The 23,529-nt window shown below is 73.6% G+C and carries 16 protein-coding genes and 1 riboswitch; of the genes, 7 read left to right on the top strand and 9 right to left on the bottom strand.

Features of this window, described 5'->3' with window-relative positions; translation table 11 throughout:
• Nucleotides 1–70: 70 nt before the first annotated feature.
• The gene (gene htpG, locus A8711_RS15625; protein WP_083297020.1) at nt 71–1,963 is read left to right on the top strand and encodes a molecular chaperone HtpG; all 1,893 of its coding nucleotides are present in this window, start codon (nt 71–73) and stop codon (nt 1,961–1,963) included.
• Nucleotides 1,964–2,524: 561 nt separating this feature from the next.
• Here htpG and A8711_RS15630 read toward each other — a convergent pair.
• From A8711_RS15630 to A8711_RS15640, 3 genes are read right to left on the bottom strand one after another with little or no spacing between them, the layout of a single operon-like run.
• The gene (locus tag A8711_RS15630; protein WP_064445843.1) at nt 2,525–3,223 is read right to left on the bottom strand and encodes an SDR family oxidoreductase; all 699 of its coding nucleotides are present in this window, start codon (nt 3,221–3,223) and stop codon (nt 2,525–2,527) included.
• A 33-nt stretch (nt 3,224–3,256) separates the two neighbouring features.
• Nucleotides 3,257–3,733 carry a helix-turn-helix domain-containing protein gene (locus A8711_RS15635; protein ID WP_043323791.1) on the bottom strand — a complete coding sequence of 159 codons (477 nt, stop codon included), beginning with the start codon at nt 3,731–3,733 and terminating at the stop codon, nt 3,257–3,259.
• Between the two features lie 46 nt (nt 3,734–3,779).
• Complete coding sequence (locus tag A8711_RS15640) at nt 3,780–5,342, bottom strand: LLM class flavin-dependent oxidoreductase (protein ID WP_069088615.1); 1,563 nt, start codon at nt 5,340–5,342, stop codon at nt 3,780–3,782.
• Nucleotides 5,343–5,514: 172 nt separating this feature from the next.
• Nucleotides 5,515–5,660: riboswitch (cyclic di-AMP (ydaO/yuaA leader) on the top strand.
• Between A8711_RS15640 and A8711_RS15645 the strand changes: the two genes are divergently transcribed.
• The gene (locus A8711_RS15645; protein ID WP_069088616.1) at nt 5,659–6,303 is read left to right on the top strand and encodes a transglycosylase family protein; all 645 of its coding nucleotides are present in this window, start codon (nt 5,659–5,661) and stop codon (nt 6,301–6,303) included. (Overlaps the previous riboswitch by 2 nt.)
• 183 nt (nt 6,304–6,486) lie before the next feature.
• Complete coding sequence (locus tag A8711_RS15650) at nt 6,487–6,936, top strand: YbaB/EbfC family nucleoid-associated protein (RefSeq protein WP_043323797.1); 450 nt, start codon at nt 6,487–6,489, stop codon at nt 6,934–6,936.
• Between the two features lie 134 nt (nt 6,937–7,070).
• On the opposite strand, the gene A8711_RS15655 is transcribed toward A8711_RS15650, so the two are convergent.
• The 4 genes from A8711_RS15655 to A8711_RS15670 form a co-directional block, all read right to left on the bottom strand.
• Nucleotides 7,071–9,134 (bottom strand): M4 family metallopeptidase, encoded by a 2,064-nt coding sequence (locus tag A8711_RS15655; RefSeq protein WP_069088617.1) that lies wholly within the window; start codon nt 9,132–9,134, stop codon nt 7,071–7,073.
• Between the two features lie 404 nt (nt 9,135–9,538).
• Nucleotides 9,539–11,857: a transglycosylase domain-containing protein gene (locus tag A8711_RS15660; protein ID WP_069088618.1), complete on the bottom strand. Its 2,319-nt coding sequence runs from the start codon at nt 11,855–11,857 to the stop codon at nt 9,539–9,541.
• A gap of 192 nt (nt 11,858–12,049) precedes the next feature.
• Complete coding sequence (locus A8711_RS15665; RefSeq protein WP_064445849.1) at nt 12,050–12,715, bottom strand: hypothetical protein; 666 nt, start codon at nt 12,713–12,715, stop codon at nt 12,050–12,052.
• A 130-nt stretch (nt 12,716–12,845) separates the two neighbouring features.
• Nucleotides 12,846–14,000 (bottom strand): hypothetical protein, encoded by a 1,155-nt coding sequence (locus A8711_RS15670; RefSeq protein ID WP_233607911.1) that lies wholly within the window; start codon nt 13,998–14,000, stop codon nt 12,846–12,848.
• A gap of 152 nt (nt 14,001–14,152) precedes the next feature.
• Between A8711_RS15670 and A8711_RS15675 the strand changes: the two genes are divergently transcribed.
• The 4 genes from A8711_RS15675 (at nt 14,153) to A8711_RS15690 (ending at nt 19,743) form a co-directional block, all read left to right on the top strand.
• Nucleotides 14,153–15,088 (top strand): diacylglycerol kinase family protein, encoded by a 936-nt coding sequence (locus A8711_RS15675; RefSeq protein ID WP_069088619.1) that lies wholly within the window; start codon nt 14,153–14,155, stop codon nt 15,086–15,088.
• Nucleotides 15,089–15,117: 29 nt separating this feature from the next.
• Nucleotides 15,118–15,888, top strand: a complete 771-nt coding sequence (locus A8711_RS15680; protein WP_069088691.1) for a nucleotidyltransferase — start codon at nt 15,118–15,120, stop codon at nt 15,886–15,888.
• Nucleotides 15,889–15,924: 36 nt separating this feature from the next.
• The gene (locus tag A8711_RS15685) at nt 15,925–18,720 is read left to right on the top strand and encodes an FAD-binding and (Fe-S)-binding domain-containing protein (protein WP_069088692.1); all 2,796 of its coding nucleotides are present in this window, start codon (nt 15,925–15,927) and stop codon (nt 18,718–18,720) included.
• Between the two features lie 156 nt (nt 18,721–18,876).
• On the top strand, nt 18,877–19,743 hold the full coding sequence (locus A8711_RS15690) for an SDR family NAD(P)-dependent oxidoreductase (RefSeq protein ID WP_069088620.1): 867 nt from the start codon (nt 18,877–18,879) through the stop codon (nt 19,741–19,743).
• Between the two features lie 105 nt (nt 19,744–19,848).
• On the opposite strand, the gene A8711_RS15695 is transcribed toward A8711_RS15690, so the two are convergent.
• Nucleotides 19,849–22,833 (bottom strand): glycosyl hydrolase, encoded by a 2,985-nt coding sequence (locus tag A8711_RS15695; RefSeq protein WP_069088621.1) that lies wholly within the window; start codon nt 22,831–22,833, stop codon nt 19,849–19,851.
• Between the two features lie 260 nt (nt 22,834–23,093).
• Nucleotides 23,094–23,438 carry a hypothetical protein gene (locus A8711_RS15700; protein WP_083297021.1) on the bottom strand — a complete coding sequence of 115 codons (345 nt, stop codon included), beginning with the start codon at nt 23,436–23,438 and terminating at the stop codon, nt 23,094–23,096.
• Between the last annotated feature and the right edge of the window lie 91 nt (nt 23,439–23,529).

Below are 23,529 nucleotides of genomic sequence, written 5' to 3' on the forward strand. Positions count from 1 at the left end.
CGGTGCGTGCCGCAGCGGTCACCCCTCGTATCCTTTCCGCCGTAGGAGCCGCCAGAGGGAAGGAGCCGGTGTGAGCGACGGGGTCGAGACGTTGGAGTTCCAGGCCGAGGCCCGTCAGCTGTTGCAGCTGATGGTGCACTCGATCTACTCGAACAAGGACGTCTTCCTGCGCGAACTGATCTCGAACGCGTCCGACGCGCTGGACAAGCTGCGGCTGGAGTCGCTCGTCGACAAGGACCTGCCGGCCGACACCTCCGACCTGCACATCGAGATCGAGGCCGACAAGGACGCCCGTACGCTCACCGTGCGGGACAACGGCATCGGCATGACCCGTGACGAGGTGGTCCGCCTGATCGGCACCATCGCCAAGTCCGGCACCGCCGAACTGCTGCGCAAGCTGCGCGAGTCCTCCGACGCCGCCGCGTCCCAGGAGCTGATCGGCCAGTTCGGCGTCGGTTTCTACGCCACGTTCATGGTCGCCGACAAGGTGACGCTGCTGACCCGCCGCGCCGGACAGTCCGGCGGCACCCGCTGGGAGTCCACCGGCGAGGGCACGTACTCGATCGAGGAGGTCGAGGACGCACCCCAGGGCACCTCGGTCACGCTGCACCTCAAGCCCGTCGACACCGAGGACAACCTGCACGACTACACCGCCGAGTGGACGATCCGGGAGATCGTCAAGCGCTACTCCGACTTCATCTCGTGGCCGATCCGGATGACAGTCGACAAGCCCGGCGAGGACGGCGCCACCACCCCCGAGGAGCAGACGCTCAACTCGATGAAGGCGCTCTGGGCGCGCTCGCGGGACGAGGTCGACGAGGCCGAGTACAAGGAGTTCTACCGGCACGTCGCGCACGACTGGGCCGACCCCCTCGAAACCATCCACATGCGCGGCGAGGGCACATTCGAGTACGAGGCGCTGCTGTTCCTGCCGTCGCACGCCCCGCTGGACCTGTTCTCCCCGCAGGGCCGCCGCGGCGTGCAGCTCTACGTCAAGCGCGTGTTCATCATGGACGACTGCGACGCGCTGATGCCCAACTACCTGCGCTTCGTCAAGGGCGTGGTGGACGCGCACGACCTGTCGCTGAACATCTCCCGGGAGATCCTCCAGCAGGACCGGCAGATCCGCGCGGTACGCCGCCGGCTGGTCAAGAAGGTCCTCGCCACGCTCAAGGACATGTCCGCCGAGTCGTACCGCACCTTCTGGACCGAGTTCGGCGCGGTGGTCAAGGAGGGTCTGCTGGAGGACCCGGACAACACCGAGACGCTGCTGGAACTGGTCCGCGCCGCCAGCACCCACGACCCGGCCGAGCCCACCACGCTGCGGGCGTACGTGGAGCGGATGAAGGACGGGCAGAGCGAGATCTACTACGCCACCGGCGAGAACCGGGCCACCATCGAGAACTCGCCGCACCTGGAGGCGTTCCGCGCCAAGGGCTACGAGGTGCTGATCCTCACCGACCCGGTGGACGAGGTGTGGGTCGAGCGCGTCGGCGCGTACGACGGCAAGACGCTGCGCTCGGTCGCCAAGGGCCAGGTGGACCTGGAGACCGAGGAGGAGAAGGAGAAGGCCGAGGCCGAACGGCAGGAGTACGCCGACCTGCTCACGTTCCTCGGCGGCGCGCTCGCCGACAGCGTCAAGGAGGTGCGCCTGTCCACCCGGCTGACCACCTCGCCGGCCTGCGTGGTGGGCGACGCGCACGACATGACGCCGACGCTGGAGAAGATGTACCGGGCGATGGGCCAGGAAGTGCCCCAGGTCAAGCGGATCCTGGAGCTGAACCCGGCCCACCCGCTGGTCACCGGGCTGCGCAAGGCGCACGGTGAGGGCGGCGACACGGCCGCGCTGACCGAGACCGCCGAGCTGCTGTACGGCATGGCGTTGCTGGCCGAGGGCGGCGAGCTGGCCGACCCGGCCCGGTTCACCCGCATCCTGGCCGACCGCCTGGCCCGCGGCCTGTAGCCCGACCCGACCCGGCCCGCTTGATCGACTCCACTACGCCGAGGTGGCGGTACCTGGGTGCCCCCGATGCCTCCACCTCGGCGAGCTGGTGTCGATCAAGCGCCGGGAAGTCGATCCGGGTGGTTGTCGGGTCAGTCCTTCGCCGGGCTCGTGCGGGCGGCTGGCTGCCGCTTGATCGACTCCAGCTCGCCGAAGTGGTGGTATCAGGCGGGCTCTGACCCCGCCACTTCGCCGAGCTGGTGTTGATCACCTGGGGCGTCCCGGAATGAGGAAGATCGATCCCAGTTGGAGGGACGCTCGGGGCTCTAGATGAGTGAGGGCTCTGGCGGAGATGGTCTTGCGGGCCCGCGTCGGCGGGGCGGCCCCAATGCGCAGGTGTCGAGCGGGTGGATCTGACGGAGCGCCGCTTGGCGAGCGTCGGCTGATGTCGGGCTCTTGTCGAAGGCTGTTGATCGGCTGTGTCCGGGCGGTTGTCGTGGCTTGTGCTTGATCGACACCATTGCGCCGAAGTGGTGGCATCGGACGGGTTCTGACCCCGCCACCTCGGCGAGACGGGTCTGTTCAGGGGAGCGCGGGGTAGAGCGCTGCCACCCCACCGGACAGCCCCGCCTGGACCCGGCGGGCGACGTCGTCGGCCAGGATCTCGTAGCTGCCGGACTCGATGCCGTCGGCGGCGAGCCGGGCGACGTCGGCCGGGTGCGCCTTCGGGCCGGGCACGGCGGCGGCCATCTCGGTGTCCATGTAGCCCACGTGCAGCCCGGCGACCCGGACGCCCCGGCCGGCCAGTTCCAGGCGCAGCGCGTTCGTCATCGACCACTCGGCGGCCTTGGCCGCGCCGTACGCGCCGACGCCGGGGATCGTGAACCAGGACAGCGCCGACAGCACGTTCAGGATCGTGCCGCCGCCGTTCGCCGCGATCCGGGGCGCGAACGCGCGTACCACCGACAGCGTGCCGAGGTAGTGCGTCTCCAGCTCCAGCCGGATCTGCGCGAGGTCACCGTCGAGCAGGTCGGCGCCGGTGCTCACGCCGGCGTTGTTCACGAGCAGCGTCACGTCACCGGCCCGCTCCGCGGCGGCGGCCACCGAGGCGGGGTCGGTGATGTCGAGGCGTACCGGGGTGACGCCGGGCAGGTCGACGGTGTCCGGGTTGCGGGCGCCGGCCCAGACGGTGGCGCCGCGCGCGACGAGTTCGGCGGCCAGGTGCCGGCCGAAGCCGCGGTTGGCGCCGGTGACCAGGGCGGTGCTTCCAGCGATCTTCATGTCTCGCTCCGAGGGGTGGGGAAGGAAGGTGGGTCAGGCGGACAGCAGGCCCGGACCGGGCAGGACGGCCAGCTCGCCGGGCGGTACGTCGTGTCCGGCGTCGCAGCGCAGCCGGGCGTGCACGGCCGCGCCGCACTCGTCGTGGGTCAGCCGGACGGCCGGGCCGGCCTCGTCGGCGGCGTACGTGTCGCCCCACTGCCGCAGCGCGACCAGCACCGGGATCAGGTCGCTGCCCTTGGCGGTGAGCACGTACTCGTCGCGGGTGCGCTGCCCGGGCTCGCGGTAGGGGCGCCGGTCGAGCAGCCCGTCGGCGACGAGCTGCTTGAGGCGTGCGGCGGCGACGGGCTCGCTGACGCCGACCCGCCGCGCGAAGTCGTCGAAGCGGCGGGTGCCGAACGACGCCTCGCGCAGCAGGAGCAGCGTGGTGCGGTTGCCGACCACCTCCAGCGCCCGGGCGATCGAGCAGTTGGCGGTGGACCAGGAGTCACGCTGCGCAAGGAGGTCCGTCATGGCGTCGACGGTACCCCCTGACTTAGGAAATCAAAAGTCAGCTACCTCACAGCTGGCCGGGGAAGAAGCCGTGCCGGGCCAGCGGCTCGACGATCTGGTGCTCCTCGTACGACAGGTGCGACAACAGCGTGTCGGTGAGCAGGTCCACCGCCTCCTGGAGCTGCGTGAAGTCGCCGGGCCGGTGGACCAGTTCCACGAGCGCCCGGTCGACGCTCTCCACCACCCCGTGGATCACCACGTGTTCCTCCTCGAGGCGGTCGAGCACGGCCGCCAGCCCGGCCTCGGAGCGGCGCAGGTGCGGGAAGATCGAGGCGTCCTCCAGCCCGTGGTGCTGGGTGACCATGGTGCAGTAGGCCGCGCAGTACGCCCCGAGCGTCCAGTTGTTCTGCCGCATGGTCATCTCGTTGAGCGCCGCCCGCGCCCGGCCCGGCGAGACGGCGCCCCGCTTGACCTGTTCCAGCAGGTCGCGCACCTGGGCCAGCTCCTGGCGCAGGTGGTCGTGCACGTCCACCAGGTGCTGCCCGGCGGCCTGCCCCCGGGGTGGGTAGACCTGGCCGGCCGGAGGCAGCGGGGCGGTCGGCCGGGTCGACTCGTCCCAGGGGCGGCGCGCGCTCAGACGTACCCCCGGGTCGGGGGTGGGGGTGACCGCCAGCGTGGCCGCGCCGCCGGTGGCGGCCGTGTCGTCGGCGACCGCGCGGGCCCCGCTGCCGGGCGCGGTGCGCTCGGCGGCGACGAGTTCGCGGACCGCCGGCGCGACCTCCTGGGCGAAGATCTGGATCGCGCGCGGCTCGTCGCTGCCGAGGATGAACGTGGTGACGCCGTGCTCCAGCGTGAGCCCGGCCAGCTCCTCCACCCACTGCTCCGGCGGGCCGGCCAGGAAGCCGGCCGACGAGCGCGCGAACGTGCCGGTCACGTTGAGCATGCGGCGGATCTCGGCCGGGTCGCGCCCGGCAGCCTGCGCGCCCTCGTCCACGAGCGCGTTCAGGGCGGGCAGCTCGTCGGGGCCCTTGGGCAGGTAGGACAGGGAGGGCAGCCAGCCGTCCGCGGCGCGGCCGACCAGGCGCAGCATGCGCGGCTTGTACGCGCCGACCCAGATGCCCACCCGATGCGCGGGCGCCGGGCCGCGCTTGGCGCCGACCACCCGGTAGTGCTCGCCGTCGACGCGGATCATGCCGCGGCGGTCGGTGTCCCAGACCTCGCGGATCACCCGGATCGCCTCGTCCAGGGCCTCGACCGCCGCGCCGGGGGACAGGCGCCGCCCGCCCGTCGCCTCGATCGCGTCCCAGAACGCGCCCGCGCCGAGTCCCATCTCGACCCGGCCGCCGGTGAGCAGGTCCAGGCTGGCCACGCTGCGGGCCAGCACCACCGGCTGGCGCAGCGGCAGGTTGAGCACGTTGCCGGCCAGGTGGATGCGCTCGGTGACGGCGGCCACGTAGGACATCAGCGTCCAGGTGTCCAGGAAGCCCGGCTGGTACGGGTGGTCCTGGAACGTGACCAGGTCCAGCCCGACCTGTTCGCAGAGCGTGGCCAGCGCCACCACCTGGTCGGGCTGCCCGGCGGCGGGCGTGATGAAGCCGCCGAAGGTCAGCTCGTGTCCGTGATCGGTCATCCGTCCCGCCCCTCCCGTGATCTTGCTCGGCCCTGCCACGGTAGCTCCACAGGTGGTAGCCCGGCCGGGTGAACACCATCACAAGAAGTGGACGATCGTCGCAAACCGTCCTTAGCGTCGGTTTCGTTCGCATTCGCGGGCACCGCGGGCCGGAAACGCCAAATCCCGCCGCCGGCCCCGGTAACCGAACCTCGTGCGGGAGCGGGGGAACCACACGTTCCACGGTGCATCGTCACCTCGGGGTGAAGCCGCCACCGGCGGCCGGGCTCCTCGGCCCGAACCCGACAGCTCACCTCGTCGGCGTGGAGGAATCCACATGGCAACTGCATACTCGGCCCGAAGCCGCCGTACCGCTCTCGGTGCGGTGGTGACCGGCGCCGCCGTCGGCGTCGCGACCCTGTTCGGCCCGGCCGCACCGGCCAGCGCGGGCGTCAACTGGGACGCGGTCGCGCGCTGCGAGTCCGGCGGCAACTGGAAGATCAACACCGGCAACGGCTACTACGGCGGGCTCCAGTTCTCCCGCGCCACCTGGAACGGCTACGGCGGCCAGAAGTACGCCGCCCGCGCCGACCTGGCCAGCCGGTCCGAGCAGATCGCCGTCGCGGAGAAGGTGTTGCGCGGCCAGGGCATCGGCGCGTGGCCGGTCTGCGGCAAGAAGGGCGGCTCGGCGAACGCCGCGGCGACCCGGTCCGAGCGGGCGGCCCCGAAGAAGGCCACCTCGAAGAAGTCCGCCCCGAAGCGGGCCGCCACGCGCAAGACCGCGCCGGAGCGGGCCGCGACGACTGCGGCGCCGCAGCCGTCGGCCGGGACGTACGTGGTCCGGCGCGGGGACACGCTGTCGGAGATCGCCGTGGCGCAGCGCGTCGACGGCGGCTGGCGTGCCCTGCACGAGCGCAACCGGGCAGTGGTCGGCGACGACCCCGGCCTGATCTTCCCCGGTCAGCGGCTGCGTCTGCGCTGATCTGGTCCGGACGCCCGGCCGGTTCGACCCGGCCGGGCGTCCGGCCGCCCGCGACACGCCGCGCCGCCGGTGTCCGGCCTGCTCGCGGCGCCGGACGCCACCCGTGACGGCCGCTGACCGCGATTCGTCGGAGCCGGTTGCTAGGGTCACGATGATCGGCTCAGACGTGAAGAAAGCGCGGAAATGACCAACGATCCGTTCTCGGCGGCCGCGAGCATCGACGAACTGCTGACCCGCACGCAGCAGGCGCTCACCGCGATGCGCTCCCGGGCCTCGGAGCACGCCGACGGCGAGCCGGGCGACCTGCTGCGCGCCGAGGGCACCGCAGCCGACGGCCGGGTCCGCGCGGTCGCCGTTCAGGGTGGCCGGCTGGATTCCGTGACGATCGACCCGGACTTGGCCGGCGAGCCCCTCGACGTCCTGTGCGGACATGTCACCGCCGCCGCCAACGCCGCGCTGTCCGAGCTGGACGCCCGGGTCAGCGCGTCGGCGCGGGCCGACGCCGACGCGCTCGCCGCCCGGCTCGGCAGCATGGGTGACCAGGCCGAGCTGTTCGGTCGCGCGATGCACGAGGCGGCCGCGCGGATCCACCGCGACCGCGGCACGGCGTCCCAGGCCGGGCGTCCGGCCTGACCCGACCGCACGCGGTCCGGCACGACGCGGCGCCGCCCCGGCACGCGGCGGCGGCCACGCGCGACGCGGCACCGCCCGGCACGACGAGGCGGCCGGCCGCCGGGAGGACGACGACCGGCCGCGCTACGCCACGGTCAGCTCAGGGTGACCGCGGTGTCGTCGACGACGAAGGACGTCTGCAGTGAGCTGTCCTCCACGCCGCTGAACGAGATGGTCGCCGTGGTGCCTGCGAGCGACGAGATGTCGAAGGACCGCTGCACGTAGCCGGTGGCCTTGTTCAGGTTGGAGTAGGTGGCCAGCGTGGTGCTGCCGGCCTTGACGGTGAGCTTGTCGTACGCGGTGCCGGTGGTCGTCTCCGCGCTGTCGATGTGCAGCCAGAAGCTGAACGTCGCGCGGCATCCGGCCGGGATCGTCACCGACTGACTGAGCGTGTCGGTGTGCGACGAGCCGTACCCGTCCAGCCACGCCTTGTACGAGCCGCCGTGCGCGGCCTGGCCGCTGTCGGTGGTGATGACGCCGGACGAGGCGCTCCAGCTCACGTTGCCCGACTCGAAGCCGGGGTTGGCGAGCTTGTTGCCGGAGCAGCCGCCCGACGGCGGGGTGGTGGTGGCGGTCGGCGTGGGCGTCGGGGTGCCGCCGGCGCAGGTCGGCTCACCCGACTGGGCCGGCACGCTGACCGCCGCCCAGGCCGCCTTGACCGCGTTGAACTCGGTGCAGCTGCTCGGGTAGAGGTTCTTCGCCGCCTGCAACGTCCAGACGCGGTACTTCAGGTAGGACGAGGACGACGTCTTCAGCAGCATGGCGTTGTACATGATCTTGATGGCCTTCTGGATGCCCAGGCCGCTCACGCTGCTGCTGTTGCAGGTCGAGCTGGACGGCTGCCCGTTGGTCGGGCTGCTGCCGTTGGCCAGCAGGTAGAACCAGTGGTTGCCGGGCCCGGCCGCGGCGTGCACCTCGGTCGACGGGATGCTGCTGGAGTAGCAGTTCGGGTCGCCGAGCGCCGACGGGTTGTACATGTTGCGGATCGGGCCGGAGCCGACCAGGTTGATCTTCTCGCCGACCAGGAAGTCCGGCGCGTCGTAGCTGGACGGCTCGTTGGCGAACCACTCGGTGGCCGCGCCGAACGTGTCCGCCACGAACTCCTGCGTGCCGCCGCCGGAGATGCCGCCGGGGGTGTTGTCGTCGATGCCGTGGCCGATTTCGTGCGCCACCACGTCCAGCGAGCCGATCCACTGGCCGGCGGTGTTCTTGCCGATCTGCACCTGGCTGCCGTCGTAGTAGGCGTTCTGGTCGTTGAGGCCCACCCGGATCGGCCAGTAGCCGCCGTTGCCGTTGGCGCCGTTGCGGCCCAGCCACTGGGCGAGCATCTTGTGCTCGGTCTGCGCGGAGAACAGCGCGTCCACGCAGCCGGTCTCCTTGTTCGTGGCGGTGCCGTTGCCCCACACGTCGTCGGAGCCGCTGAACGTGGTGTTGTTCGCCGCGTCCTGGCAGCTCAGGTTCGTGACGGTCGGGTCCTTCATGGTGTACGTGGAGCCCGACTGGGTGGTGTTGAGCGTGAGCGGGCTGGGCCCGTTCCAGGCGCCGGTGCCGGTGCCGCGTACCACGTGCTCCTGCTTGCGCAGGACCGCGCCGGTACGGGCGTCGACGTCGACGGTGAGCCGGCTCGGGCCGTCCGCGCCGGTGCCGCGTACCGTGGTCTCCCAGGCCAGCGCCGGTGCGGCGCCGAGCGTGTAGACGACGAGCGTGGTGCCCTCGACGGCGCTGACGGTCTTGAGCTGGGCGCGCGCCGTGGCCGCGGCGGCGGCCTGGGTCAGCGCGGGCGTGGTGGCGAGGGCGCCGATCGGCCGCTGCTGGGCGACCGAGGCGTACTTGAGGTTGCCGGCGGAGTCGGTGGCCAGCACGAAGTCGCCGCCGACCACGGGCAGGCCCTTGTAGGTGCGCTCGTACGGCACGTACTGGGTGCCCTCGGAGGAGATGACCGGCTTCTGGACGAACGCGTCGTCGGAACCGGCCTGGAGGTAGGCGGGGCGGTTCGCGACCAGCGCGCGGGTCGAGTCGGCGGCGGCCGCTCGGGCCTGGGCCGGGTTGGGGGCGGCGGGCCCGGGTGGCGCGGCCTGCACGGCCGCGGCGGTGCCGGCGGCGATGACGCCGGCCGCCGCCGCGCCGGTGAGCGCGGCGAGGCGAGGTGAGAGTTTCACGGAGGTTTGCTCCTGTTCTACAGGCGCGCCGCACGAGCCCGGTGGGGACGGGCGGCGCGGTGGTGCGAGGCAGGGTGACGGCCGGTCACCGGAGCTGCCGGCGTGGCTCCGGGTCGACAGATCGACCGTCGCGATTCGCCGGGGGTCGGCGGTTCGCTGGTGCACAATCACACGCCGCGCGAGCCGTGAGCAATGGGTGACCTGGGCAACGGCTGGCAGTCGGGCGTGTCGCCGCGCGCGTCGTCCCAGGCAACCATGATCTTCAATAGGCCCTGATCAGGGCGAACATCGCCGACAGTGGATGGGGGCCCGTGCAAATTGCGGACGTTGCCTATGTGCGCGAATGGCGCACATAGACGCGAGGACGCCGCCGCACGCGGGCCGCCACCGCGCGGCCGGGCACGTCAGCGCGGGCCGCGGGTCCGCGTCGGCGTGATCGTGGGCGGCGGTGGCAGCGTGGGCGTCAGCGTGGGCCGCGACGTCGGCCGCCCGGTCGGCTCCGGGCTCGGGCTGGGGCTCGACGGGGTCGGGCTCGGGCTCGGGGAGTCCGACGGTGTGGGCGCGGCGGTCGACGGCAGCGGCGCCGACGCGGTCGGCTCCGGGGTGTCGCCGGGAAACTTCGGCTCACCGAAGCGGTACTTGCCCGGGTCGAGCTTCATCGCCTCGGTGGCCTTTGTCATGAACTGCCGCCAGATCGGCGCGGCGCCGGTCGAGCCGTACACGTCGTAGCTGCCGTCGCTGGTCCGCAGCGGCTTGCCGTCGGTGGTGCCCAGCCACACGGCCGAGGCCAGCGCGCCGGTCCAGCCCACCATCCAGGTGTGCACGTTCTGCGTGGTGCTCTTCCCGGCCTGCCAGGTGCCGGTCTTGCCGGCGGAGTCCCAGCCGTTGTCCAGCTTGGCCGCCCGGACCCGGCGCAGTGTCCAGTCCAGCTGGTCGACGGCCTCCCGGTCCAGCCCGAGGTCGGTGGTGCGCAGCTGCTCGGTCCACACCTCCTCGTCGTCCTTGCTCACCGACCGGACGAAGTGTGCGTCGGCGCGCTTGCCGCCGGCTGCGAACGTGGCCATCCCGTTCGCGTGGTCCTGCACGGTGATGCCGTACTGCCCGATGCCGACCTCGGTGGAGAACCGCTTCGCCACCTCGTCGGCGGGGTCGCTGCGCAGGTCGACGCGCTGCGGTCGGGGGTTGCCCCGGACCGTCTCCCACATCGACTCCACGCCCGCCTGCCGGGCCGTCTCGATCACCTTGTCCGTGCCGAGCCGCTCGGTCAGCTCGAAGTAGGTGACGTTGAGCGAGGCGACGGTGGCCTCCCAGAGCGCGCAGTCCGGCTGGCAGGGCGCCCGCTCGGCGTTGCGGATCGGCCCGGCCGCGCTGCCCTTGGTGCGCCCCGAGGCGGGGAACTCCTTGGTGTCCGGCGAGTCGAACCGCTCCTTCACCGAGATCCCGTCGCGCACGGCGGCGGCCAGGTCGTACACCTTGAACGACGACCCCGGCGGATGCTGGCCGAAGCCGCGGGCCTGGCCGTCCTCGTCGGAGTACCAGCCCGCGTAGTCCGCGCCCGAGCCCTTGTCGCCGCCGTAGTAGCCGAGCACCCGGCCGGTGCCCGGCTCCACCGCCACCAGCGCCGCCTGCCAGTTCCGCGGCTGCCCGCGCACCGCTCGCGGAGCGGTGTCCCGGCGGATGTCCGCCGCCGCCTCGGCCGCGTCCTGCACGCGCTTGTCGATGGTGGTGACGATGCGGTAGCCGCCGTCCCGGATCACCTCGTCCGGCTTGCCGCGGAACGGCTCGGTCCCGCGCAGCTCGGCCAGCACGTGGTTGACCACCAGGCCGGTCGGCCGGTCCAGGTCGGACCGGCCCGCGTCCTTGTCGATCGGCCGGACCGTGTCCGGGTACGCGAGGTCCGCCGCCTGCTGCGACGTCAGGTAGCCGAGCTTGACCATGCCGTCGCGGATGTAGTTCCACCTGTCGATCGAGTTCTGCTTGGCCAGCGCGTTGCGGCGCGGGTCGTAGCCGGGCGTGCCCTCGGGGTCGGCCGGATCCGCCTCCGGCTGCTTCACCATGGCGCAGAGCACCATCGCCTCGGCCTGGGTGAGCTGCCGCTCGGGTGGGGCGTCCCGGCGGACCGTCTTGCCGAAGTACGTCTGCGCGGCCGCCTCGATCCCGTACGCTCCCCGGCCGAACGGCACGGTGTTCAGGTAGAAGCCGAGGATCTCCTCCTTGGTGTACGCGTCGTCGAGCTTCCACGCGATGACCGCCTCGCGCAGCTTGCGGGAGTAGGTGACCCCGCGCAGGTCGGCGGCGATGCGCGCGTACTGCTGGGTGAGCGTGGACGCGCCCTGCCGCTGCCCGCCGCTCACGTTGGCCCAGGCGGCGCGCAGCACACCCTTGAAGTCGATGCCGCGGTTGGTCCAGAAGGTCCGGTCCTCGGCCGCCACGATCGCCTGCTTGGCCGAGTCGTTCATCTGGTCGTACGGCACGATGGTGCGGTTCTGCGCGCCCAGCTTCGCCATCGGCGTGCGCCCGTCGGCGTAGAAGACGGTTGTCGACTCGGGCAGCTTCAGGTCGCTGGGCGTGGGCACGCTGTCGAAGTAGTAGCCGCCCGCGACCAGGCCGCACCCGGCCAGCAGCACGCAGACCGCGAGGACGACCGGCAGGCGCCGCCGCTTGCGCTTCGGGCTCGCGGTCGTGGCGCCGGCCGGCCCCGGGGTCTCTCCCGTTCCTCGCACCGTTACCTCCGGTCGCTCGGCGAAGTCGTGCCCGGCTCGCAGGCTAACCGAGGTAGGGCGCCCGCACCGGCCGACGACGTCGGGGCAACGGATCAACCTCCGGCTCGCCGAGGCCGAGCACAGCGACGTCCCCGTGAAGGCGGCGGGCGGGAGCCGGGGCGGCTGGGTGGCCGCCCCGGCCCGGTCAACCGGTCAGCGCGCCGCCCGGTCGGCGGCCCGGCCGTCGCGGTCCGGGCGGCCGAAGCCGCGGTGACGCACCGGCCAGCGGTCGTTGCCGCCCGCACGGAACGGCGTCGACCGCCACAGCGCCCGCAGCTCGGTGCCGTCCGGGGCCGCGAAGGCCTCCCGTGCGGTGTAGCCGAGCCGCCGCAGCAACTCCTCCTGCTCCCCGGCGCACGGGTGCGCGTAGGTGGGCAGGCTGAGGGTGTCCATCCGGCGCTGCGCCCCGGCGAGCGCCTCCGCCGCACCGCCCCGGGGAGCGGCCAGCAGCGCCAGGTTGTTGTGCGGCTCGACCGGACGCCGGGCGGCGAGCGCGTCACCGAGGCGGCGGAACCGCTCCTCGTCCGGGCCGGCGGCGGCGGCGAGACGATCGGCGTACCGGTGGGGCGTCGGGATCGGCCGGTAGCGGTGGAACCACACGGTGGCGGCGCTGCCGTCGGGCAGCAGGAACGCGTCGCCGAACAGCAGCGCGTGCTCGGTCCAGATCCGCGCCACGGCGGCGAGGACCGGCAAACGGCGCGGCGCGTCGGGGACGAGCCAGGCCGCCAGGGCGGTGGGCATCAGGGCCTCGGCGACGAGATCGGCGATGCGGCCGATGTCGCACCACCGGGCGCGGGCGACGGGCAGGGCTGTGCTCATGAACGAACTCCTGTTTCACAGGCGTGATCGGGTCTGGTGCGGGCGCCGGACGACGGCGCCGCCGCGCAGGCGCGGCAGTCGGGCGGGACACGCCCGTGCTCCGGATCGCATGTGGTCCTGTGAAGTCCGCTCAGGCGGGTCTGGTGCCGGGCCGTGACGTGCGGGAGGCCGGCAGGCGTTCGTGCGACGGGCGCCCGTACTGGTGGGCGAGCGTCGGCAGCCCCCAGCGGCACGCGTCCGCGTCGGCCGCCTCGCTGTGCACCGCGCCGCCGGCATGGCTGGCGCCGTCGTACGGCTGCGGCGCGACGGGGGTCGGGGCGAAGTCGGCCGCCGTGCGGACAGCCTGTGTCGCGCTGCGCGCGGCGGCGCCCCGTTGTTCGACGGCGAAGGCACGCGCCACCGGGCCGGCGGCGACCGTAACGCTGTCGCCCGCGCGGGCCGGCGCAGCCGGGCGGGCCTTCACGGCCGGATCAGCGGTGCCGGCCGGATCAGCCGGACCAGCCGGATCAGCCGGGTCGGCGGGGGCTGTCGGGTCACCGGGGTCGGTCGGGTCAGCGGGGTCGGCCGGGTCCGGCTGCGACGCCGCCGGTGGGTCGAGCAGATCGGTCACCGGGCTGAGCGGGTCGAGCACCGGGTCCAGCGGCGCGACCACCGGTTCCAGGCCCCGCCAGACCGGACCGAGAATCGGGCTCAGCGGCTCCACGACCGGGGACAGCACGTCCGCGACCGGTTCGAGCACGCCCTCCGTGACCGGGCCGGTGAGCGGGCGCAGGGCCTCCGCGACGGGCGTGAGCAGGTGATCGCGTACCGGGTCGGTGGCCGGGCGCAGGCCCTCGGTGACCGGGGTCAGCACGTGGTCGCGGACCGGCGTCACCACCGCCTCGACGACGCGGCCGGTGACCGGCGTCGTGGCGGCCGGGGCCGCCTCCGGGGCCGCCTCCGGGGGCGTCGCCACGGCCTTTCCGGGCGTGGCCGTGCCGGATGTGGGCGTGCCGGGCGCGTCAGCGCTCGGCGCGGTGGCGTCGGCGGCGGGAGCTGTCGTGCCGGATGCCGGCCCGGCGGCGGGTGTGGACTCGACACCGACGGCCCCGGACGCGGGCAGGCCGAGAACCGCGCCGAGTGTGTGGGTCAGAGTCTCCACAGTGGCCGTGGGCGGCGGACGGTCGGCGGCGTGGGCGGCCGAGCCGGCCGCCACCTCGTGCGCGCCCCAGACGGCTGCCACGCCGCCGAGCAGCAAACCGAGGCGCAGCGTGTAGTACGCCACCCACCCGATCCGTCGCGTCATCGCACACCCTCCGGATCCGCGCCCGGCGGCGCGGATCATCGTCCGCACTGTACCGAACGTGGCCGTCCGGGCACAGTACGCCGCGAATCGGTTTCGGGCGCGTCGCGCCGGGCGCAGGCGTGGGACGCGCGCGCTCCGGGTACAGCGGGACCATGAACACGAGCACGGCCGAGCGCCCGGCCACCGCCCCCGCCGCGCCCCCGGCCGGTGTGGTCGCCGTCGTCGCCCATCGGAAGAAGACGTTCGGGGGAGGGCTCGACGAGCTGCGCTCCCGGCTCGTCGCCGCCGGGGTCGGGCGGCTGCTCTGGTACGAGGTGCCGAAGAGCCGCAAGGCGCCCAAGCGGGTCCGCGCGGCGCTGGACTCCGGCGCCGAGCTGGTGCTGGTGTGGGGCGGCGACGGCATGGTGCAGCGGTGCGCCGACGCGCTGGCCGGCAGCGGCGTGCCGATGGGCATCCTGCCGGCCGGCACGGCCAACCTGTTCGCGGTGAACCTGGGCATCCCGGTCGACCTGCCCGAGGCGGTACGCATCGCGCTGCACGGCCGCCGCCGCGAGCTGGACCTGGGCCGGATCAACGGGGAGCACTTCGCGGTGATGGCCGGCGCCGGGTTCGACGGCGACCTGATCCGGGACGCCGACCGGCAGCTCAAGGGCCGGTTCGGCCGGATCGCGTACGTCTGGACCGGGCTGCGGCACGTGCGCGGCGAGTGCGTACGGACCCGGATCCGGGTCGACGGCGCGGACTGGTTCGACGACGAGGCGAGCTGCGTGCTGTTCGGCAACGTCGGCACCATCACCGGCGGCATCCCGGCCTTCGACGACGCCCGTCCGGACGACGGGGCGCTGGAGGTCGGCGTGTCCACCGCCAGCGGCGCGGTGGACTGGGCGCGCACGCTGGGCCGGATGGCCGCCGGGCGCTCCGAGGAGTCGCCGTTCGTGCGGATCACCCGCGGTCGCAAGATCACGGTGCGGTTCGACGCGCCGAAGACGTACGAGCTGGACGGCGGCGCGCGGGGCAAGGCGAAACGGCTCAAGGTGAAGGTGGTCCCGGGCGCGCTGACGGTGTGCTGTCCCGACCCGCCGGACTGACCGCGTTCTGGCCGGGGCAGGATGCCGGCATGCGCGACGACATCCGCGACTACCTGGCCGAACTGGTCCGCCGCTCCCGGGACGTGCTCGGTGACGACCTCGTCGGCGCGTACGCCGCCGGGTCGGTCGGGCTGGGCGCGTACCAGCCGGGGCGCAGCGACGTGGACGTGGCGCTGCTGGTCGCCGGGCCCCAGCCGGAGGCGGCCAAGCGGATACTCGTGGAGCGGCTGCGGCACGAGTCGCTGCCCTGCCCGGCGCGCGGCCTGGAACTGGTCGTCTACCGCCGCGACGTGGCCGCCTCCGGCGCCCCGGAGCCCGGCTTCGAGGTCGAGCTGAACACCGGCGCGACAATGCCGTTCCGCGCCACCTACGACCCGGCCGACCGGCCCGCCGCCGACGGGCGGTTCTGGTACGCGCTGGACCGCAGCATCCTGCGCCAGTCCGGCCTGACGCTGCTCGGCCCGCCCGCCGCCGACGTGTTCGCCGACCCGTCACCGCAGGCGCTGCGGGCGCTGCTGGCCGACGCGCTGCGCTGGTGGCTGGCGCTGCCGACCCCACCCGGCGACGCACCGGCTCCCGGCGCGGAGGACGCGGTGCTCGGCGCCTGCCGCGCGCTGGTGCGCCACCGCGACGGCGTCTGGCTGGGCAAGGTCGACGCCGGGCTGCGGGTTGCCGCCGACGACCCGGACGCCGCGCTGATCCGCGCCTCGATCGAGGCCCGCCGCGGCGGCACGCCGCCGTCCGGCCCGGCCGCCCGCGCGTTCCAGCGGCGGGTGCTGGACCGGATCACCGCGGACTGAACCGCGACTACTGTGAGCCGGGGAGGTGCGGTGATCATGACGGAGCTGAGCGCGTCCACGCGGGCCGGACTGGAGTCGGTGGTGCCCGGCGGCGTGGCGACCCGGGCCGCGGACCGGCTGCGGATGGCCCACGACGCCTCGCACTATCTGCTGCACCCCGGCGCGGTGATCACCCCGGCCGACGCCGGTCAGATCGCCGCGCTGCTGGCGCACAGCCGCCGAACCGGCACCCCGCTGACGTTCCGCTCCGGCGGCACCAGCCTCAGCGGCCAGGCCGTCACCGACCGGCTGCTCGTCGACGTGCGACGGCACTTCCGCGACCTCACGGTGCTCGACGACGGGCGGCGGGTGCGGGTCCAACCGGGGGTGGTGCTGCGGCAGGTGAACGCGCGGCTCGCGCCGTACGGCCGCAAGCTCGGCCCCGACCCGGCCAGCGAGTCCGCGTGCACGGTCGGCGGCGTGGTCGCCAACAACTCCAGCGGCATGACCTGCGGAACCGAGTTCAACACGTACCGGACGCTGGAGTCGCTGGTCCTCGTGCTGCCCAGCGGCAGCGTGCTGGACACCGGCGCCCCGGACGCCGACGCCCGGCTGCGCGCCGCCGAACCGGCGCTGCACGCCGGGCTGCTGCGGCTGCGCGACCGGGTACGCGGCAATCCCGACTCGGTGCGCCGCATCCGCGCCCAGTACGCCATGAAGAACACCATGGGGTACGGCGTGAACGCGTTCCTCGACCACGACGACCCGGCCAATCTGCTCACCCGGCTCGTGGTGGGCAGCGAGGGCACGCTCGCGTTCGTCGCGTCGGCGACGTTCCGCACCGTACCCGTGCACCGCCATGCCGCGACGGGCCTGCTGGTCTTCGACTCCCTCGGCGCGGCGATGGCCGCGATGCCGGCGCTGGTGGCCGCCGGGCCGGCGGCGGTCGAGCTGCTCGACGCCGCCGCCCTGCGGGTCGCCCAGCGGGACCCGAAGGCGGACGCCACGCTGCGCGGCCTGGCCGTGCGCGGGCACGCCGCGCTGCTCGCCGAGTGGCAGGAGTCCGACGCGGCGGCGCTCGCTCACCGGGTCGCCGACGCCGGACCGGTGCTGGCCGGCCTGCCGCTGAGCGCACCGGCGCGGCTCAGCGGCGAACCGGCCGCCCGGGCCGCGCTGTGGCACATCCGCAAGGGCCTGTACGCGGCGGTGGCCGGCGCGCGCCCGTCCGGCACCACCGCGCTGCTGGAGGACATCGCCGTGCCGGTCGAGGCGCTCGCCGGCACCTGCGCGTCGCTGGCCGAGCTGTTCGAGCGGCACCGGTACGCCGACAGCGTCATCTTCGGCCACGCCAAGGACGGCAACCTGCACTTCATGCTCAACGAGCGCTTCGACGGCGGTGCGGCCCCGGCGCGCTACGCCGACTTCACCGAGGAGATGGTCGACCTGGTGCTCGGCCACGGCGGCACGCTCAAGGCCGAGCACGGCACCGGCCGGGTGATGGCCCCCTACGTGCGCCGCCAGTTCGGCGACGAGCTGTACGAGGTGATGCGCGAGCTGAAGACGCTCTGCGACCCCGACGGCGTGCTCAACCCGGGGGTGCTGCTCAGCGACGACCCGGAGATCCACATGCGGCACCTCAAGACCGTGCCGACGGTGGAGGAGGAGGTGGACCGCTGCGTCGAGTGCGGCTACTGCGAGCCGGTCTGCCCCAGCCGCGACCTCACCACCACGCCCCGGCAGCGCATCGTGCTGCGCCGGGAGATCGCCGCAGCGCAGGCCGCCGGCGACACCGCGCTGGTCCGGGAACTGACCGACGACTACGACTACGACGCGGTGCAGACCTGCGCCGTCGACGGCATGTGCGCCACCGCCTGCCCGGTGCTGATCAACACCGGTGACCTGGTCAAGCGGCTGCGCGCGCAGGAGCACGGCCGGGCGGCGGGGACCGCCTGGCGCGGCGCGGCCCGCCGCTGGGGCGCCACCACCCGGGGCATGGCCCGGGGACTCGATCTGGCCGGGGCGCTGCCCGCCGCGCTGCCCGAGGCCGCCACCCGGGCCGCCCGCGCGGTGCTCGGCGCCGACCGGGTGCCGCAGTGGCAACGGGACCTGCCGCGCGGCGGCACTCCGCGCCGCCCCCACCCGGCCGACGACCCGGACGCCGTGTTCGTGCCGTCCTGCCTGGGCACGCTGTTCGCCCCGGCCGATGGCGGCACCGGCGTGGCTGCCGCGCTGCTCACGCTCGCCGAGCGGGCCGGCGTACGCCTGCTCGTGCCCGACGGCATCGGCGACCTGTGCTGCGGCACCCCCTGGTCGTCGAAGGGACTCACCGACGGCTACCGGCAGGTGCGCGACCGCGTCCCGCCGGTGCTGCGCGCCGCCAGCCGCGACGGCGCGCTGCCGGTGGTCAGCGACGCCGCGTCCTGCACCGAGGGCTTCGAGCGGCTGCTCGACGGCGCCGGGGACGTGCGGGTCGTCGACGCCGTCGCGTACACCGCCGGCACGCTGCTGCCCCGGCTGACAGTGCGCCGCCGGATCGGCTCGCTCGCGCTGCACCCGACCTGCTCGTCGGTCCGCCTCGGACTCGACGACGCGCTGCTCACCGTGGCCCGCGCGGTCGCCGACGAGGTGGTCGTCCCGGAGGGCTGGCAGTGCTGCGGCTTCGCCGGGGACCGGGGACTGCTGCACCCGGAGCTGACCGCGTCGGCCACCCGGGCCGAGGCCGCCGCCGTCACGGCACGCGCCTTCGACGGGTACGCCTCGGTGAACCGTACGTGCGAGATCGGGCTGGCGCGGGCGACCGGGCAGCCGTACCGGCACGTGCTGGAGTTGCTGGCCGAGGCCACCTCGCCGTAGCGACGTCCGCGGAGTGCCGGCTTTTCGCGTGATCGACACCAGTTCGGGGACGAGGGGAGCGGGCGCCGTGAGCTGGGCTGGCGTACCGAGGGCTTGATCGCGGGCGGGGCGGGGACGGCAGGGCTTACGGTGCGGGAGGGGGAGTCCACGGGAGGGGTGACTGCGGGCGTGTTGTCGGGGCGGGTCGCTGTGGTCACCGGCGCGGCGCGGGGGATCGGCCGGGCCGCGGCGGTGGCGCTGGCCGAGTCGGGCGCGGACGTGGCCGGGATGGACGTCGCCGGGCCGGTCAGCCCGATCCTGGACCTCCCGCCCGCCACCCCGGAGGACCTGGCCGAGACCGGGCGCCGGGTGACGGCGGCCGGCGCCCGCTGGTCCGCGCACGTGGCCGACCAGCGCGACATCGGGGCGGTACGCGCGTTCGCCGAGGCGGTCGAGCGGGAGCACGGCGGCGTGGACGTGCTGTTCGCCAACGCCGGCATCCAAGCGTTCGCGCCGCTGCTGGAGATGACCGACCAGCACTGGCACGACCAGATCGACGTGAACCTCACCGGCGCCGCGAACGTGCTGCGGGTGTTCGCGCCACTGCTGGTACGGCGCGGCGGCGGGCGGATCGTCATCACGTCGTCCACCCAGGGACAGCACGGCACCACGAACGGGTCCGCGTACTCGGCGTCCAAGTGGGGGCTCATTGGGCTGATGAAGTCCGCCGCGCTGGAACTCGGGCCGCACGGCGTGACGGTGAACGCGGTGATCCCGGGGCTGGTCGACACCGCGCTGACCCGGCACCGGGACCGTTACGTGCAGGCGCTGGTGGAGGCGGGGAAGTCACCGTCGGGTGACCTGGCCGAGGTGGAGCGGGAAGCGGTCGGGGCGCTGCGGGCGAAGACGCCGCTGGGCGTGCCGTGGGTGGAGCCGGAGGACGTCGCGCCGCTGGTGGTGTTCCTCGCCTCCGACGCGGCGCGCATGGTCAGCGGCACGTCGTTCGCCGCGACAGCGGGCGACAGCGCGCACGTGACCGCCTGATCCCGCCGGGCCGCCGGCGACGGCGGTCGTGGCCGGGGACGCATCGAGCCGGCGCCCCGGCCACGAGGGCCGGGGCGCCGGAGTCGCGCGTTCAGGAGCTTCGGGTCAGGAACCGTACGGCAAGGTGACCGTCGAGCTGTTGCCGACGCCGAGGATCGTGGGCGCGCCGCCGATGGCGTTCCACACCTCGACGCGTACCGTGCCGCCGGACAGATTGCCCAGCGTGCCGGTGGCCGAGAGCAGGCCCTGGGTCTGCCGGTAGCGCTCCGCGCCCGGGATCGGATCGGTGGCGAAGTACCGGTAGGTCTCCACCCGCTCGACGCTGCCGTTGCCGGTCAGGTCGTAGGAGACCCGGATCTGGACGCCGTTGCCGATCGCCGTGCCGGCGTCGACGGCCAGGTCGAAGGCGGTCGCCCCGCCGGTGTACGTGCCGGTCAGCCCGGTGGCGGTGAACACCTGCGGGTTGGTCGGCGTGCCGTCGTGGTTGCCGTTCGCCGCCGCCACGTTCACCGTGCCGGCGGTGCCGGCGGCGCCGTCCAGCCCGCCGCCCGAGCGCAGGTACCGGACCGGCTTCAGCGCGCTGCCCGTACCCGTCGGGCTGGGGCTGGCGGAGGTCGGCGTGGGACTCGCGGTGGTGGGGGTGGGGCTGGGCGTCGAGGTCGTCGGCGTGCCGGTCGGCACGGTCCCGCCGCCGGTGGCGTTGCCGCCGCTCCACGTGTACGCCCCGGACGTGGCGGTCTTGCCGGCCGGCACGGCGAGCGTGACGCCGTTGGAGAACGTGACGGTGAGCGGCCGGGCGGTGATGTTCGACGCCACGTAGGTGCGGACGCCGTTCTTGACGAACACCTTCGCCAGCGGGTGGTTCGCGGTGACCGTGGTGTCCACGGTGCCGAGCGCGGCCAGGTTGCGGATCCAGTGGAACGTGTGCGCCTTGCTCTCGCCCTCCTCGCTGGTGAACCCGCTGTTCGCGCGGAAGTTGCGCAGCGCCTGCTCGCCGTCGCCGAGGGCCAGGAACTCCCAGATGATGTCCTGCCACACCGTCGGCGGGCCGCCCTTGTTGGTGACCAGCTCGGCGTAGTTGGCCTTGACGTACTCGGGGAAGTCGCCCAGGTAGAGGTGACCGCCGGTGATCGGCAGCATGTTGATGCCCTGGATCATCTCCGGCGCCGCGGAGAACCAGGTGGAGTACGACCCGCCGTCGCCCCACACCATGCCGACCGTCTTGTGCCCGAACGCGGCCGGAAAGTTCTGGTCGTACACGTCGAACCAGTACTCGGAGATGGCCGCGGACTGGGTGGTCCACAGGTAGACCCCGGCGTCGCGCACGGCGGTGTCGCCGGTGGCCTGACCCCACTGGATCAGGGCGTTGGCGAAGTTCATCCCCTCCGACGAGGACTCCTGGTTGTTGCCGGCGAAGAACGGCGCCAGCCCGGAGGCCCAGTCGTGCCCGGCGTAGATGTCGAAGTCCCGCAGGTAGGGGAAGCGGCTGTCGGCGCGGTCGTAGTTGTTGGCGTCGCGGATGAGCAGGTCGATCATGCCGCCGTAGCGGCTGTCGTCGGCCCAGCCGGGGTCGAACTTGGCGACCGTGGCGGCGGCGGCGATGAAGTAGCCGTAGTGGAAGTGGTGGTCGTTGAGGTCCTCGTCGGAGCCGTACGAGGCGGGGTAGCCGATGAGCGTGCCCCAGTTGCGGTCGTAGTAGAAGAGCTGGCCGGTCTCGCCCGAGCTCGCGGTGAGCCAGTTGGTCAGCCGGTTCTTCATCGCGGTCACCGCCGCGTCGCGGACCGAGGTCTGCCCGAGCTGGTCGGCGATCTCGGCGATCCGGGCGGCCCGGCCGAGTCCCTTGCCGGCCCAGTACGTGTCGGTGCCGCTGACGCCTTCCGGGTTGCCCTGCTCGGCGTTCAGGTAGCCGGTGACGGTGGCCAGGTCGGCGCCGCTGGAGTCGCCGACGGCGGGCACCTCGGGCAGCACGCCGGTGAAGCGCATCGTGGTGGTGAACGACGGCACACCGGTGAGCACCCGCATGGCGCCGCGCGCCGAGACGTACGTCGGGGTGATCGGGGTGGCGCCGGTGAGGCTGCGCCACTGGTGCGGGTAGAGCGCCACCACGGTCTTCGTCTCGCTGCCCTCGCGGGGCGTGGTGGTGAACGCGTACGTGGTGCGCACCGTTCCCGCCGACGGGTCGTACGTGTAGCTCATCCGGGTGCCGGTGACGTGGGCGTGGGCGTACCGGCCGTAGGTGTCGGCCAGGGCGGCCCGGTCACCGCCGCCGGGCAGCACCGCCACCGAGAAGTACCCCTTGCCGGCCAGCGTCGAGCTGATGCCGGCGCCGTTGACGGTCCAGGTCGCGCCGGTGGGGGCGTACGCGACGTAGTCGTGGCCGTTGACCGTGAAGCCGATGGTGGCGCCGGAGTTGCGCCACACGGTGGGCGTCGCGGTGGCGGTGAGCTGCGCGGTGCCGCCGCTGACCGTGTAGTAGCTGAACGGCAGCCCGTGGCCGATGGTGGCGCGCATGGTGCGGCTGCCGTCGCTCCAGTCGGCGGTGACCGTCCAGTCGCTCCAGCCGGCGGCCTTGACCACCGGCGCCGACAGTCCGGGCATCCCGACGCGGACGTCCTCGCCGTACGGGTAGTGGAACTCGCCGACGCCGGTCGCGGTGCCGCTGATGGCGGGCGTGGTGGTGTACGACAGGCCGAGCCCGTTGTTCTCGGCCTTGAACGCCAGCGGGTGGGCGTGCAGGTTCTCGCTGCCGGCGCAGTTGTTGCGCTTCCAGATCAGCGACGACCACCAGTCGTTCGTGGGGATGGCGCCGGCGGGCGCGTCGGCGGTGGTGAAGATGCGCGGGTTGGTGCTGATCGCGCCGCAGCCCTTGGGCAGCAGGGCGCCGGGCGGCAGCGTCTCGGTGTAGCTGCCCGCGCCGACGGCGCCGGCGGTGGCGGTGCCGCCGCCGCCGACCACGGCGCCCAGCAGGCCGGCGGCCAGCACGGACGCGGCGACGAGGGCGGTCGCCCGCAGTCCGCGACGGCGGGCCGGGGACGGGACGGGCGCGGTCGGGGGTACGGGGTCGGGAGAGAAGTCCCGCAGGAGGGTCATGGAGGTCCCCTTCACGAGGAGAAGGCGGGGTACGGAGTGGTGGTGCGGCAGTCGTGAGAGCGCTCTCTTGAGAAGGGACAGTAAGGTTCGGGTTACGGATCCGTCAATGTCTTGTTACCGAAGAGAGCGCTCTCCCGCGCTCGCGATCGACCCTTCGATCACCTCACGAAGCGCGCTGACCAGGCTCGACGGTGCGCACGAGCGCCGCCCCGGGCCGAGGCGGCCGGGGGCGGCGTGAGGACGCGTGTGCCTACGCTGCGTCAGGCGGCGGTGGCGGCGAGGCTCCGCGCGTCGGTCCGTGCCGCGGCCGTGCCCGGCTCACCGGCGGCACCGGGCCGGCTGGCGCCCGGCTGTCCGGCGACGGGCCGCGAGGCGGACTGCGGCGAGCCGGCGGACTGCCGGGGCGCGCGGGCGGCGCTCAGCCCCGCCTGCGCGTTGTTCCACGCGCCGCAGGGCCAGGCGGCCCCAGCGCAGCTCGGGCTCGCGCAGACACGTTCGGCGTCGGGCTGGTGCGCGTCTGCCACCGCGGCGGCCAGGTCCCACAGCAGCGGATCGGTCACCTCCGCGGGGCGGTCGGTGACGCGGTCTGTGCTGGCTTCGGACATGATTCGGTCCCCCTGTCGTGAACGGCCCCCACCTGTTTCCGGAAACCGCCCCGGCCAAACCTGCGCCCGCCAGGTCGCGGGCATAGGCTGG

Origin of the sequence: Micromonospora sp. II (assembly GCF_001709195.1) — a bacterium.
GTDB classification, from domain to species: Bacteria; Actinomycetota; Actinomycetes; order Mycobacteriales; family Micromonosporaceae; genus Micromonospora; species Micromonospora chalcea.

Coding starts and splice junctions, on each gene's coding strand:
- A8711_RS15700 (WP_083297021.1), bottom strand. CDS start 23,438: ATGTCCGAAGCCAGCACAGACCGCGTCACCGACCGCCCCGCGGAGGTG.
- A8711_RS15675 (WP_069088619.1), top strand. CDS start 14,153: ATGAACACGAGCACGGCCGAGCGCCCGGCCACCGCCCCCGCCGCGCCC.
- A8711_RS15670 (WP_233607911.1), bottom strand. CDS start 14,000: ATGACGCGACGGATCGGGTGGGTGGCGTACTACACGCTGCGCCTCGGT.
- A8711_RS15645 (WP_069088616.1), top strand. CDS start 5,659: ATGGCAACTGCATACTCGGCCCGAAGCCGCCGTACCGCTCTCGGTGCG.
- A8711_RS15680 (WP_069088691.1), top strand. CDS start 15,118: ATGCGCGACGACATCCGCGACTACCTGGCCGAACTGGTCCGCCGCTCC.
- A8711_RS15665 (WP_064445849.1), bottom strand. CDS start 12,715: ATGAGCACAGCCCTGCCCGTCGCCCGCGCCCGGTGGTGCGACATCGGC.
- A8711_RS15650 (WP_043323797.1), top strand. CDS start 6,487: ATGACCAACGATCCGTTCTCGGCGGCCGCGAGCATCGACGAACTGCTG.
- A8711_RS15695 (WP_069088621.1), bottom strand. CDS start 22,833: ATGACCCTCCTGCGGGACTTCTCTCCCGACCCCGTACCCCCGACCGCG.
- A8711_RS15685 (WP_069088692.1), top strand. CDS start 15,925: ATGACGGAGCTGAGCGCGTCCACGCGGGCCGGACTGGAGTCGGTGGTG.
- A8711_RS15640 (WP_069088615.1), bottom strand. CDS start 5,342: ATGACCGATCACGGACACGAGCTGACCTTCGGCGGCTTCATCACGCCC.
- A8711_RS15635 (WP_043323791.1), bottom strand. CDS start 3,733: ATGACGGACCTCCTTGCGCAGCGTGACTCCTGGTCCACCGCCAACTGC.
- A8711_RS15630 (WP_064445843.1), bottom strand. CDS start 3,223: ATGAAGATCGCTGGAAGCACCGCCCTGGTCACCGGCGCCAACCGCGGC.